Source organism: Enterobacter sp. WI-ESBL-E8 (assembly GCF_053364895.1).
Map to the genome: position 1 here is coordinate 4,522,384 of NZ_JBRWXJ010000001.1, position 12,254 is coordinate 4,534,637.

At 53.2% G+C, this 12,254-nt stretch carries 13 protein-coding genes; 12 read left to right on the forward strand and 1 reads right to left on the reverse strand.

From position 1 onward, the window contains the following. Nucleotides 1-59: 59 nt before the first annotated feature. The 11 genes from aroQ (at nt 60) to ACWHWP_RS21560 (ending at nt 10,087) form a co-directional block, all read left to right on the forward strand. Nucleotides 60-512, forward strand: a complete 453-nt coding sequence (gene aroQ / locus ACWHWP_RS21510; protein WP_023309405.1) for a type II 3-dehydroquinate dehydratase — start codon at nt 60-62, stop codon at nt 510-512. 21 nt (nt 513-533) lie between these two features. Next, nucleotides 534-995, forward strand: coding sequence for an acetyl-CoA carboxylase biotin carboxyl carrier protein (accB, locus tag ACWHWP_RS21515; protein ID WP_010436174.1), 462 nt, complete (start codon nt 534-536; stop codon nt 993-995). Nucleotides 996-1,005: 10 nt separating this feature from the next. Then, the gene (gene accC, locus ACWHWP_RS21520; protein ID WP_010436177.1) at nt 1,006-2,355 is read left to right on the forward strand and encodes an acetyl-CoA carboxylase biotin carboxylase subunit; all 1,350 of its coding nucleotides are present in this window, start codon (nt 1,006-1,008) and stop codon (nt 2,353-2,355) included. A 108-nt stretch (nt 2,356-2,463) separates the two neighbouring features. Continuing rightward, nucleotides 2,464-2,706 carry a YhdT family protein gene (locus tag ACWHWP_RS21525; RefSeq protein ID WP_059312134.1) on the forward strand — a complete coding sequence of 81 codons (243 nt, stop codon included), beginning with the start codon at nt 2,464-2,466 and terminating at the stop codon, nt 2,704-2,706. Next, nucleotides 2,696-4,147: a sodium/pantothenate symporter gene (gene panF / locus ACWHWP_RS21530; protein WP_059312133.1), complete on the forward strand. Its 1,452-nt coding sequence runs from the start codon at nt 2,696-2,698 to the stop codon at nt 4,145-4,147. Before ACWHWP_RS21525 ends, panF begins: the two co-directional genes overlap by 11 nt. Nucleotides 4,148-4,158: 11 nt before the next feature. Continuing rightward, nucleotides 4,159-5,040 (forward strand): 50S ribosomal protein L11 methyltransferase, encoded by an 882-nt coding sequence (gene prmA / locus ACWHWP_RS21535; RefSeq protein ID WP_047347656.1) that lies wholly within the window; start codon nt 4,159-4,161, stop codon nt 5,038-5,040. 127 nt (nt 5,041-5,167) lie between these two features. After that, a complete protein-coding gene (locus ACWHWP_RS21540) occupies nt 5,168-5,908 on the forward strand; it encodes a carbonic anhydrase (protein ID WP_447856733.1) in 741 nt (246 codons plus the stop codon). Between the two features lie 330 nt (nt 5,909-6,238). Continuing rightward, the gene (gene dusB / locus ACWHWP_RS21545; RefSeq protein ID WP_047347654.1) at nt 6,239-7,204 is read left to right on the forward strand and encodes a tRNA dihydrouridine synthase DusB; all 966 of its coding nucleotides are present in this window, start codon (nt 6,239-6,241) and stop codon (nt 7,202-7,204) included. 23 nt (nt 7,205-7,227) lie between these two features. Further along, nucleotides 7,228-7,524, forward strand: coding sequence for a DNA-binding transcriptional regulator Fis (gene fis, locus ACWHWP_RS21550; protein WP_000462905.1), 297 nt, complete (start codon nt 7,228-7,230; stop codon nt 7,522-7,524). Between the two features lie 177 nt (nt 7,525-7,701). Then, nucleotides 7,702-7,866, forward strand: coding sequence for a DUF2556 family protein (locus ACWHWP_RS21555; RefSeq protein ID WP_023309432.1), 165 nt, complete (start codon nt 7,702-7,704; stop codon nt 7,864-7,866). Nucleotides 7,867-8,005: 139 nt separating this feature from the next. Further along, nucleotides 8,006-10,087 (forward strand): putative bifunctional diguanylate cyclase/phosphodiesterase, encoded by a 2,082-nt coding sequence (locus ACWHWP_RS21560; RefSeq protein WP_447856356.1) that lies wholly within the window; start codon nt 8,006-8,008, stop codon nt 10,085-10,087. Here the strand turns inward: ACWHWP_RS21560 and envR are convergent. Beyond that, a complete protein-coding gene (envR, locus tag ACWHWP_RS21565; protein WP_447856358.1) occupies nt 10,003-10,722 on the reverse strand; it encodes an acrEF/envCD operon transcriptional regulator in 720 nt (239 codons plus the stop codon). The two genes, ACWHWP_RS21560 and envR, sit on opposite strands and share 85 nt — an antisense overlap. A 388-nt stretch (nt 10,723-11,110) precedes the next feature. Here envR and ACWHWP_RS21570 point away from each other — a divergent pair, with 388 nt between their 5' ends. Beyond that, nucleotides 11,111-12,250 carry an efflux RND transporter periplasmic adaptor subunit gene (locus ACWHWP_RS21570; protein WP_447856360.1) on the forward strand — a complete coding sequence of 380 codons (1,140 nt, stop codon included), beginning with the start codon at nt 11,111-11,113 and terminating at the stop codon, nt 12,248-12,250. Nucleotides 12,251-12,254: the final 4 nt, after the last annotated feature.

A 12,254-nucleotide genomic window follows, 5' to 3' on the forward strand; every position in this document is an offset into this window, starting at 1 on the left:
ATTGCGCTTCGAAGGTATATTTTGTTTTTTACCGGAAAATCGCAGGAGATGGCAGCACAATGACTGATAAGTTCCATATCTTAGTTTTGAACGGACCGAACCTGAACATGCTCGGCACCCGTGAGCCAGAGAAGTACGGCACGCTGACATTAAGTGAAATTGTTAACCGTCTGGGAACGGAAGCAGCGTCACTGAATGTGGATTTGGATCATTTTCAGTCGAATGCGGAGTACGCACTCATCGACCGTATTCATCAGGCTAAAGACAATGTGGACTATATCCTGATTAATCCGGCCGCGTTTACGCACACCAGTGTTGCTATCCGCGACGCACTGCTCGCGGTGAGTATCCCGTTTATCGAGATCCACCTGAGTAATGTGCACGCCCGAGAGCCGTTCCGCCACCATTCGTATCTGTCGGATATCGCTGCTGGCGTTATCTGCGGACTGGGCGCAGACGGCTATTCATACGCTTTACAGACAGCGGTAAAACGCTTGTCACAATCACACTAAACAAGAGTACGGAACCCACTCATGGATATTCGTAAGATTAAAAAACTGATCGAGCTGGTTGAAGAATCAGGCATCTCCGAACTGGAAATTTCTGAAGGCGAAGAGTCTGTACGCATCAGCCGTGCAGCCCCAGCCGCTAGCTTCCCGGTAATGCAGCAGGCTTATGCTGCGCCAGTGCAGCAGCCTGCGCTCTCCGCAGCCGTTGCACCAGCAGCTGAAGCCGCACCTGCCGCTGCAGCAGAAATCAGTGGTCACATCGTACGTTCCCCAATGGTTGGTACTTTCTACCGCACCCCGAGCCCGGACGCGAAGGCGTTCATCGAAGTGGGTCAGAAAGTCAACGTAGGCGATACCCTGTGCATCGTTGAAGCGATGAAAATGATGAACCAGATCGAAGCAGACAAATCAGGTACTGTGAAAGCGATTCTGGTCGAAAGTGGTCAGCCGGTTGAATTTGACGAGCCGCTGGTCGTCATCGAGTAACGAGGCGAACATGCTGGATAAAATTGTTATCGCCAACCGCGGCGAGATTGCTCTGCGTATTCTTCGTGCCTGTAAAGAACTGGGCATCAAGACCGTCGCTGTGCACTCAAGCGCGGATCGCGATTTAAAACACGTATTGCTGGCGGATGAGACGGTCTGTATTGGCCCGGCTCCGTCCGTAAAAAGCTATCTGAACATCCCGGCTATCATCAGCGCCGCTGAAATCACCGGCGCGGTGGCAATTCATCCGGGTTACGGCTTCCTCTCTGAGAACGCCAACTTTGCTGAGCAGGTTGAACGCTCTGGCTTTATCTTCATCGGCCCGAAAGCCGACACCATCCGCCTGATGGGCGACAAAGTGTCTGCGATCACCGCGATGAAAAAAGCCGGTGTTCCAACCGTACCAGGCTCTGACGGCCCTCTGACCGACGACATGGATGCTAACCGTGCTCATGCTAAACGCATTGGCTACCCGGTTATCATCAAAGCGTCCGGCGGCGGCGGCGGTCGCGGTATGCGCGTTGTGCGCAGCGATGCTGAACTGGCTCAGTCCATCTCCATGACCAAAGCGGAAGCGAAAGCCGCTTTCAGCAATGACATGGTGTACATGGAAAAATACCTGGAAAACCCACGCCACATCGAAATTCAGGTGCTGGCAGACGGTCAGGGTAACGCCATCTATCTGGCAGAACGTGACTGCTCCATGCAGCGTCGTCACCAGAAAGTGGTCGAAGAAGCACCAGCACCGGGCATTACCCCGGAACTGCGTCGCTACATCGGCGAGCGTTGCTCCAAAGCGTGTGTCGATATCGGCTATCGCGGTGCGGGTACCTTCGAGTTCCTGTTCGAAAACGGCGAGTTCTACTTCATTGAAATGAACACCCGTATTCAGGTTGAACACCCGGTTACCGAAATGATCACCGGCGTTGACCTGATCAAAGAACAGCTGCGCATCGCCGCAGGACAGCCGCTGTCCATCAAGCAGGAAGAAGTTGTGGTGAAAGGCCATGCGGTAGAGTGCCGTATCAACGCCGAAGACCCGAACACCTTCCTGCCAAGCCCGGGTAAAATCACGCGTTTCCACGCGCCGGGCGGCTTTGGCGTGCGCTGGGAGTCTCATATCTACGCCGGTTACACCGTACCGCCGTACTATGACTCAATGATCGGCAAGCTTATCTGCTATGGCGAAAACCGTGACGTGGCGATTGCCCGCATGAAGAACGCCCTGCAGGAGCTGATCATCGACGGAATCAAAACCAACGTTGATCTGCAGATGCGTATCATGAGCGACGAGCACTTCCAGAATGGTGGAACCAACATCCACTATCTGGAGAAAAAACTCGGTTTGCACGAGAAGTAATACAGCATCTTTGCTAAAAGGCCGGATTTTCCGGCCTTTTTTATTTCTGGGGCCTGGAAAGCCTCATCATGTACAATCCCCGCTTTCTTCATCCACAAGGGACAAACAATGGACAAACGTTTTGTTCAGGCCCATAAAGAAGCGCGCTGGGCGCTGTGGCTGACCCTTCTCTATCTCGCAGCATGGTTAGTGACCGCTTACTTACCTGATTCCACTATCGGCATAACCGGCCTGCCGCACTGGTTTGAAATGGCCTGTCTGCTGGTACCGCTGATTTTCATTCTGCTCAGCTGGCTGATGGTGCGCTTTATCTTCCGCGATTTCCCGCTGGAGGATAGCGATGCAAACTGAAATTATCACCGTGCTGATTGTCTATTTGATCGTGGTGTTTGGCCTCTCTTTCTATGCCATGCGCAAACGCAGCACCGGTTCGTTTCTGAGCGAATATTTCCTCGGCAGCCGTTCCATGGGCGGGTTTGTGCTGGCGATGACGCTGACCGCCACCTATGTGAGCGCCAGTTCGTTCATAGGCGGACCGGGAGCGGCTTACAAATACGGGCTCGGCTGGGTATTGCTGGCCATGATCCAGGTGCCCACTATCTGGCTGTCGCTGGGCATTCTGGGCAAAAAATTTGCTATTCTCGCCCGCCGCTATAACGCCATTACGCTTAACGACATGCTGCAGGCACGCTATCAGAGCCGCGCGGTGGTCTGGATCGCAAGTATCAGCCTGATTGTTGCCTTTGTCGGCGCTATTGCCGTTCAGTTTATTGGCGGCGCGCGATTGCTGGAAACGGCGGCGGGTATCAAGTACGAGACCGGGTTGCTCATCTTCGGGATCACGATTGCGCTGTACACCGCGTTTGGCGGCTTCCGGGCCAGCGTGCTGAACGACACCATGCAGGGTATGGTGATGCTGATAGGCACTCTTGTGCTGCTGGTTGGCGTCATCTATGCGGCCGGCGGATTGCACAATGCGGTGCAAACGCTGGAACAGATCGATCCTAAACTGGTCAGCCCCCACGGTGCAGATGATATCCTGACGCCGGCGTTTATGACCTCCTTCTGGGTGCTGGTCTGCTTTGGCGTAATCGGCCTGCCTCACACGGCCGTGCGCTGTATCTCCTATAAAGACAGCAAAGCCGTTCACCGGGGGATTGTGATTGGTACCGTCGTTGTCGCGCTTCTGATGCTGGGCATGCATCTGGCGGGTGCGCTGGGACGGGCGGTTTTACCCCACCTGACCGTGCCGGATCAGGTCATTCCTACACTGATGGTGCAGGTGCTCCCGCCATGGGCCGCAGGATTGTTCCTTGCTGCACCGATGGCGGCCATCATGTCCAACGTTAACGCCCATCTGCTGCAGGCTTCTGCCACCATCATCAAAGATCTGTGGCTTAGCGCGCGTCCGGCTAAAATGCATAATGAGCAAAAGCTTAAACGCATCTCGACCTGGACCACGCTGGTGCTCGGCATTCTGATGATGTTAGCCGCATGGCGCCCGCCGGAGATGATCATCTGGCTGAATCTGCTGGCGTTTGGCGGCCTTGAAGCCGTTTTCCTGTGGCCGCTGGTGTTAGGGCTCTACTGGGAACGCGCGAACGCTGCGGGCGCGCTGAGCGGCATGATAGTCGGCGGTGTGCTGTATGCCGTTCTCGCTACGTTTAAAATTCAGTACCTGGGCTTCCATCCGATTGTGCCTTCGTTACTGCTAAGTTTACTGGCGTTTGTGGTGGGGAACCGTTTCGGTCAGCCCGCGCCACAACCCGCTATGATTTCATCTGATAAATAAAGAGTTTTGCCATGCCGTGGATCCAACTAAAACTGAACACAACCGGCGCTAACGCCGAGGAACTGAGCGATGCGCTGATGGAGGCCGGCTCGGTCTCTATCACCTTCCAGGACACGCATGACACGCCGGTCTTTGAGCCATTGCCGGGTGAAACCCGCCTGTGGGGCGACACCGACGTTATTGGTCTGTTTGATGCCGAAACCGACATGAAAGAAGTGGTCGCGATTCTGGAAAATCATCCTCTGCTGGGCGCGGGTTTTGCGCACAAAATCGAACAGCTTGAAGACAAAGACTGGGAACGCGAGTGGATGGATAACTTCCACCCGATGCAGTTCGGCAAACGCCTGTGGATCTGCCCAAGCTGGCGCGATGTTCCCGATGAAAGCGCGGTTAACGTGATGCTCGACCCGGGCCTGGCGTTTGGTACCGGCACCCATCCAACCACGTCCCTGTGCCTGCAGTGGCTGGACGGTCTGGATCTTGACGGTAAGACGGTGATCGACTTCGGCTGTGGATCCGGGATCCTCGCGATTGCCGCCCTGAAGCTGGGCGCGGCAAAAGCCATCGGGATCGATATCGATCCGCAGGCAATTCAGGCCAGCCGCGATAACGCAGAACGCAACGGCGTCTCCGATCGTCTGGAGCTGTATCTGCCGGATGCGCAGCCAGAAGCCATGAAGGCCGATGTGGTGGTCGCAAACATTCTGGCGGGCCCGCTGCGCGAGCTGGCCCCGTTAATCAGCGTGCTGCCCGTTGAGGGCGGTCTGCTGGGGCTTTCCGGCATTCTTGCAAGCCAGGCTGACAGCGTGTGTGAAGCTTATGCCGATCTCTTTGATCTCGACCCGGTGGTGGAAAAAGAAGAGTGGTGTCGTATCACCGGCCGTAAAAAATAAGAATCTGGCGTGGTCATCTGACCACGCCCTTCTCCTCCGATACTTTTCTCTCCTCCGGTCATTCTTCGGTAATATACCCCTACAAATCATATTGGTTTGTATTACAAAAATTCACCGGAAGAATATGATGAAACACATTACAGGCAAGGCAGCGCTGCTGACGCTGAGCATGATCTCGGCTTCAGCATTCGCATCACACTGGGGCTACGAAGGAAATAGTTCACCGGAACACTGGGGCGAACTGGACGAGGCATACAATACCTGTCAAAACGGAATGAACCAGTCTCCCATTAATATTGATTCGACCGTTGACGCCCATCTCTCCCCGCTACAAACGCACTACATTGATGGCCCCGTGACGCTGACAAACAACGGCCATACCATTCAGGCCAGTGAACCGGCTGATACCCGCGATACCCTTACTCTGGATAAGCAAACCTGGACTTTACAGCAGTTCCATTTCCACGCGCCGAGCGAAAACACCGTTCATGGCAAGAGATATGCGATGGAAATGCACCTGGTTCATAAAAATGCCGGCGGAGAACTGGCGGTGGTGGCGGTCATGTTCGATAAAGGGACCGCAAACCCGGAGCTTGAAAAACTGTGGAGCGTTATGCCTCAGCTGGCCGAGCAGAACGTCTCCATCAAAGGTAATCTCAACCTGAACGCTCTGCTGCCGAAAGATAAAACGTACTGGCGCTTTAGCGGTTCACTGACCACCCCACCGTGCTCAGAAGGCGTCACATGGATTGTGCTTAAGCACCCCATGACGGTTTCTGCAGAACAGCTCGAAAAATTCACCCATACCCTGCACCACGATAATAACCGTCCGGTACAGTCGCTGCATGGGCGTGTTGTGGTCGAATAAGACGCATTTTTCGCCTGACGATCATGTTCTAAAATGCGACGCAGATCGCAAAGAAGCGGGATAATCTGCTGCTAAAAACAGCAGATTATCCCGCGTCAGTGACGCATTTATTCAGAAATGATGAGAAGTTACGGGAAATTGTAAGCGTCCATAAAATAACCATTCCTGCATAACATAATGATTTAAATAATGAATAATTTTGAACGGACAGATTGAGCGGCGATTCCTTGATCTACAACAGTGGATTGTTCAAAGTTTGGCCTTTCATCTCGTGCAAAAAATGCGTAATATACGCCGCCTTGCAGTCACAGTATGGTCATTTCTTAACTCATGCGCATCGGACACCACCAGCTTAGAAATCGCCTGATCGCAGCCCCAATGGCAGGTATTACAGACCGGCCGTTCAGGACGCTGTGTTATGAGATGGGAGCCGGTTTAACCGTATCCGAGATGATGTCGTCTAACCCGCAGGTTTGGGAAAGCGATAAATCCCGCCTTCGGATGGTGCACGTTGATGAACCAGGTATTCGCACCGTGCAAATTGCCGGAAGCGTGCCTGAAGAGATGGCAGATGCCGCGCGGATTAACGTGGAGAGTGGTGCCCAGATTATTGATATCAATATGGGGTGCCCGGCCAAAAAGGTGAATCGCAAGCTTGCAGGTTCAGCCCTTCTGCAATACCCCGACCAGGTGAAATCTATCCTGACGGCGGTTGTCAGCGCAGTGGACGTTCCTGTTACGTTGAAGATTCGCACGGGTTGGTCGCCGGAACACCGTAACTGTGTAGAAATTGCCCAACTGGCCGAAGACTGTGGCATTCAGGCCCTGACCATTCATGGACGCACTCGCGCCTGTTTGTTCAACGGTGAAGCTGAATACGACAGCATTCGGGCAGTTAAGCAGAAAGTTTCCATTCCGATTATCGCGAATGGCGACATAACTGACCCGCTTAAAGCCAGAGCTGTACTCGACTATACGGGAGCTGATGCTCTGATGATAGGACGTGCCGCTCAGGGAAGACCCTGGATCTTTCGGGAAATCCAGCATTATCTGGACACTGGGGAGCTGCTTGCCCCGCTGCCGCTGGCAGAGGTTAAGCGTTTGCTTTGCTCGCATGTTCGGGAATTGCATGACTTTTATGGTCAGGCAAAAGGGTACCGAATTGCGCGTAAACACGTCTCCTGGTATCTCCAGGAGCATGCTCCAGATGACCAGTTTCGGCGCACATTCAACGCCATAGAGGATGCCAGCGTACAGCTGGAGGCGTTGGAGGCATACTTCGAAAATCTTGCGTAATGAAATAAAGAGCTGACAGAACTATGTTCGAACAACGCGTAAATTCTGACGTACTGACCGTATCTACCGTAAACTCTCAGGATCAGGTAACTCAAAAGCCCCTGCGTGACTCGGTTAAACAGGCACTGAAGAACTATTTTGCTCAACTGAATGGTCAGGATGTTAATGATCTGTATGAGCTGGTACTGGCTGAAGTTGAACAGCCACTGTTGGACATGGTGATGCAATACACCCGCGGTAACCAGACCCGCGCTGCGCTGATGATGGGTATCAACCGTGGTACTCTGCGTAAGAAACTGAAAAAATACGGCATGAACTAATTTCGGTTAGCGAAATGCTTGTTTAAAAAGGCGCTACCTGGCATGGGGATGCGCCTTTTTTATTTCCTTCCCCTCTCCGTCAACGCTTTGTAAACCTTCGCTTATCCCGCTTTTAAAGCGCGTCTTTTCGTGTATATTTCCCCCACTCTACTGGCGCTCTTCTCGCGGAATGACACAATGATTCGTAAATACTGGTGGCTGGTTGTCTTTGCAATCTCCGTTCTCATCTTCGATACGCTCCTGATGCAGTGGATTGAACTGATGAGCACCGAGACCGATAAGTGTCGCAATATGAACTCCGTGAATCCGCTGAAATTAGTGAACTGCTCAGAGCTCGACTAACCGCCCGATCGCGCAAATCTCCCCCTTATTACCCACTAAAAACGGGGATTTAAATCCCTTTGAGCCGTTAACTTACGGTGATAATGTCTCGCCCTTCTCAACCGCTCTAGCGTAACCTCACACTCGAGTAGAACCGACCATGCTGGTTAGCCAATACAACCATATCCTTGTAGTCCTCTCCTTCGTTGTTGCCATCATTGCGGCGTATACCGCGCTGAATATGGCTGCACGCGTCGCCGGAAGTCAGGGCGTTGCAGCCCGCGTCTGGCTGGCTGGCGGCGGAATTGCAATGGGCATTGGCATATGGGCCATGCATTTTATCGGCATGCTGGCGATGGACCTCTCCATGAGCATGAGCTACAACACCACCCTGACGGTGTTATCCATGGTCATCGCCGTAGGGTCGTCGCTGTTTGCGCTATGGCTCGTGAGCTGTGAACAATTGCGCTTGGGTCGGCTGCTGCCCGGTGCGCTGGTGATGGGAAGCGGTATTGTTGCCATGCATTACACCGGTATGGCGGCGCTGGAAGTGATGCCCGGGATTATCTGGGACAAGGTCTGGGTAGCTATTTCGGTCGCGATTGCGCTTGCCGCTTCACTCGCGGCCCTATGGCTAACCTTCCGACTGCGTCACGAAGCCGCGCAGGTCGTGCTGATGCGCATGGGTGCCGCCATCACGATGGGAATTGCCATTGCCGGTATGCACTACGCCGGGATGAAAGCCGCGCAGTTTCCGATGTCCACAATGGTTCATCATGACGGTATTAACGGAAGCTGGCTGGCGGTGCTGGTCAGCGTCGTCGCGCTCTCTATTCTTGGGATCACCCTGCTGGTGTCGATGCTGGACGCCCGCCTTCAGGCACGTACCGCCCTTCTGGCCTCGTCGCTTGCAGAAGCGAACCGCGAGCTCGCTCAGCTGGCGCTGCAGGATACGCTGACGCGTCTGCCGAACCGTATCCTGCTGGAAGACAGACTCGATCAGGCCATCAGCAAAGCCGACCGTGAAGGTACTCATTTTGCCCTGATGTTCATGGATCTCGACGGTTTTAAAGCCATCAATGACGCCTACGGCCATGATGTCGGTGACAAACTGCTGGTCGCCGTTACGCAGCGTCTGCTGCTTCTGCTGAAAGGCCAGTTTACCCTCGCGCGCATCGGCGGTGATGAGTTTGTCCTGCTGACAGAGGGAGAAGGTCCGGACGATGCGGCCTCGCTGGCCAATTCCCTGGTGCGCGCAATCGATAGCCCGTTCAATATCGATCCCTATGAACTGGTGGTGACCCTCAGTATCGGTATCGCACTTTATCCTCACGACGGCAAAACCGAGCGCGAGCTGATGTTTAACGCCGATGCGGCGATGTACCACACGAAGCATATGGGCCGGAACGGTTACCACTTTTTCCAGCCTTCCATGAACACCCTGGCGCAGACCCATCTCCAGCTCATGAACGATCTGTGGATGGCGATCGATCGCAATGAGCTGCGCCTCCTGTATCAGCCAAAATTTCACGCCCCCGCGGGGCCTATCCTTGGATTTGAGGCGCTATTGCGCTGGCAACATCCCAAACAGGGATTACTGACCCCGGATCTTTTCCTGCCGCTGGCGGAAAAAACGGGGCTTATCATCCCCATTGGCAACTGGGTGATGAATGAAGCCTGCCGCCAGCTGCGGGAATGGCATCTTCAGGGGCATCAAAACTGGTCAATGGCGGTAAACCTGTCAACATTGCAGTTCGAACAACCTTCGCTGGTTAAAACGGTTCTCGACTGCCTGGCACTTCACCATGTGCCACCGGAAATGTTGATTCTGGAAGTGACGGAAACCACGGCAATGAGCAACCCGGATGAAAGTGTACGGGTGCTGACAGAGCTGACGGATGCTGGCGTGAAGGCCTCCATCGATGATTTTGGCACCGGATATTCGAGCCTGCTGTATCTCAAGCGCTTACCGGCCTGTGAATTGAAAATCGACAGAGCGTTTGTGAAAGAGTTAAGCGGGGAAAGCGAGGATGCCACTATTGTCTCAGCGATTGTGGCCCTTGCTAAAACGCTCAACCTGAAAGTCGTGGCAGAGGGTGTGGAAACTGTGGCTCAGCAAACCTTTTTGACCGAACTGGGCTGTAACACCCTTCAGGGCTATCTGTTAGGTAAACCGGTCAGCGCGCAGACCATAGAGGCACTTTGTGCCCGAGGGGAAATGTTACCCGGCGCGGAGCTGTAAACATCATCATGAGGCGATACGCGAATAACAGGGAGTGTCGCCAGAATGCTGTCTACCAGAGCTGGTGCCTGCTGATAAAGATTAAAACTGTCGTTATTCATTAACCAGTTTTTAATTATTCCGCTAAAAAAACCGTGGAATACGATCAAGGTGAGATCAACATTCACCTTTGACGAAATAATTTTCCGCGAAATACAGGACTCCAGCGCGACGCGTAGCGTCTCATAATTGAATCCAATACGCTTTCTGATTTCACTCTCTGAAATCATATCTCTGCTAAATTCACACTTATGATACAGAATTTGCAAAAGCGCGCATTGCCGGGGCTCATGCGCAATATACTGCAGCGCAGTTATAAATTGCTCACGAAGCATTAACAACGGGTCATCACTTTCGGAAAGAGAAAGCCTGTCGCGAATAATGTCGCGAAGCGGTAATTGCTGTTCCCAGATGGCATTAAATATTTCAGATTTACTGGTGAAGTGCCAGTAGATCGCGCCGCGCGTCACCCTGGCGGCATCCGCGATATCCGTCAGCGTCGTGCTGGCTACGCCACGCGTCGCAAACTGTCCGATAGCCGCCTCAATCAGCTGCTGCCGGGTTTGTTGAGCCTCTTCTTTCTTTTTACGCGCCATAGACAACTACTCGTTATGCACAAGGTTTAAAGGTATTACTGCGTTCATGGAAATGAAAGTATTCACCAAAATCCGTTTTAATTTTGCACAAAAAAAGTCAACGCACATAATTTATAATTAATACAAATACATCAAGACAAATAAATTCACGGCATGAATAACTAGAGAACATTAAGCCCTGATTATCTGTTTAATTCGCCAGAAGTATACCGCTGAAAGTGCCGGGACCGATTCTGATTTTGTCTTCAGGCCTGGTCATTCGCACTTATAAATTAAAAAACATTAAATACCCTCATTATTATACGCAGCTACATTTTATTTTTTATCCCTCTGCCCTAGCTACCGGTTCACGGCATATATCGGTTAGTGGGCATTTAAAGGAACAGCAATGACGAATTATTTCAGACGCTTACCCTTATCCGGTTTCATTGTCTGCGCGGTACTGCTCACTGGATGCGATGGTCAGGAAAAACAACAACAGTCCCCGCAGGCGCCTCAGGTCAGCGTGCACATCGTGAAAAGCGCACCTCTGGCTGTCACCACTGAACTCCCGGGCAGAACAGATGCATTTCGGGTTGCGGAGGTTCGACCTCAGGTTAGCGGCATTATCCTGCGCCGCAACTTCACGGAAGGCAGCGATGTAAAAGCGGGCGAATCACTTTATCAGATTGATCCTGCGACCTATCAGGCGGCCTATGACAGCGCGAAAGGCGAGCTGGCGAAGGCCCAGGCGGCGGCCAGCATTGCGCACCTGACGGTGAAACGTTATCTCCCGCTGGTGGGAACACAGTATGTCAGCAAGCAGGAGTATGACCAGGCTGTTGCCACGGCGCAGCAGGCAGATGCCAGCGTCGTTGCCGCAAAAGCCGGCGTTGAAAGCGCGCGTATCAACCTTGCCTATACCAAAGTGACGTCTCCTGTCGATGGCCGCATCGGTAAATCCAGCGTGACCGAAGGCGCACTCGTCACCAACGGACAAGCCGCAGCGCTGGCAACGGTCCAGCAGCTTGACCCGATGTATGTCGACGTCACCCAGTCCAGTAATGATTTTTTGCGCCTGAAACAGACGAGTCTGCAAAAAGGTGATACCGCCAGCACCGTTGAGCTGCTGATGGAGAACGGTCAGCCCTATCCGCTAAAGGGCACATTGCAGTTCTCTGACGTCACAGTCGATGAAAGTACCGGCTCGATTACCCTGCGCGCCATTTTCCCGAATCCTCAGCATCTGCTGTTACCCGGCATGTTTGTTCGCGCCCGCATTGATGAAGGCACGCAGCCGGATGCGATTCTGGTTCCACAGCAAGGGGTAACACGTACGCCGCGAGGCGATGCAACCGTTCTGGTGGTGAATGATAAAAACCAGGTTGAATCACGTACCGTCGTAGCCCCTCAGGCCATTGGCGATCGCTGGCTGGTGACGGAAGGGCTGAAAAACGGCGATCGCGTCATCGTCAGCGGGTTACAGAAAGTCAGACCGGGGGCAACCGTCGTCGCCACGCCTGATACCTCCTCAGCGCCAGCCAGTTAAGGGA

Excerpts from the sequence above, each read along its gene's own strand:
- dusB (WP_047347654.1), top strand. The coding sequence starts at position 6,239 with ATGCGCATCGGACACCACCAGCTTAGAAATCGCCTGATCGCAGCCCCA.
- ACWHWP_RS21555 (WP_023309432.1), top strand. The coding sequence starts at position 7,702 with ATGATTCGTAAATACTGGTGGCTGGTTGTCTTTGCAATCTCCGTTCTC.
- aroQ (WP_023309405.1), top strand. The coding sequence starts at position 60 with ATGACTGATAAGTTCCATATCTTAGTTTTGAACGGACCGAACCTGAAC.
- ACWHWP_RS21540 (WP_447856733.1), top strand. The coding sequence starts at position 5,168 with ATGAAACACATTACAGGCAAGGCAGCGCTGCTGACGCTGAGCATGATC.
- ACWHWP_RS21525 (WP_059312134.1), top strand. The coding sequence starts at position 2,464 with ATGGACAAACGTTTTGTTCAGGCCCATAAAGAAGCGCGCTGGGCGCTG.
- accB (WP_010436174.1), top strand. The coding sequence starts at position 534 with ATGGATATTCGTAAGATTAAAAAACTGATCGAGCTGGTTGAAGAATCA.
- envR (WP_447856358.1), bottom strand. The coding sequence starts at position 10,722 with ATGGCGCGTAAAAAGAAAGAAGAGGCTCAACAAACCCGGCAGCAGCTG.
- accC (WP_010436177.1), top strand. The coding sequence starts at position 1,006 with ATGCTGGATAAAATTGTTATCGCCAACCGCGGCGAGATTGCTCTGCGT.
- fis (WP_000462905.1), top strand. The coding sequence starts at position 7,228 with ATGTTCGAACAACGCGTAAATTCTGACGTACTGACCGTATCTACCGTA.
- panF (WP_059312133.1), top strand. The coding sequence starts at position 2,696 with ATGCAAACTGAAATTATCACCGTGCTGATTGTCTATTTGATCGTGGTG.
- prmA (WP_047347656.1), top strand. The coding sequence starts at position 4,159 with ATGCCGTGGATCCAACTAAAACTGAACACAACCGGCGCTAACGCCGAG.
- ACWHWP_RS21570 (WP_447856360.1), top strand. The coding sequence starts at position 11,111 with ATGACGAATTATTTCAGACGCTTACCCTTATCCGGTTTCATTGTCTGC.
- ACWHWP_RS21560 (WP_447856356.1), top strand. The coding sequence starts at position 8,006 with ATGCTGGTTAGCCAATACAACCATATCCTTGTAGTCCTCTCCTTCGTT.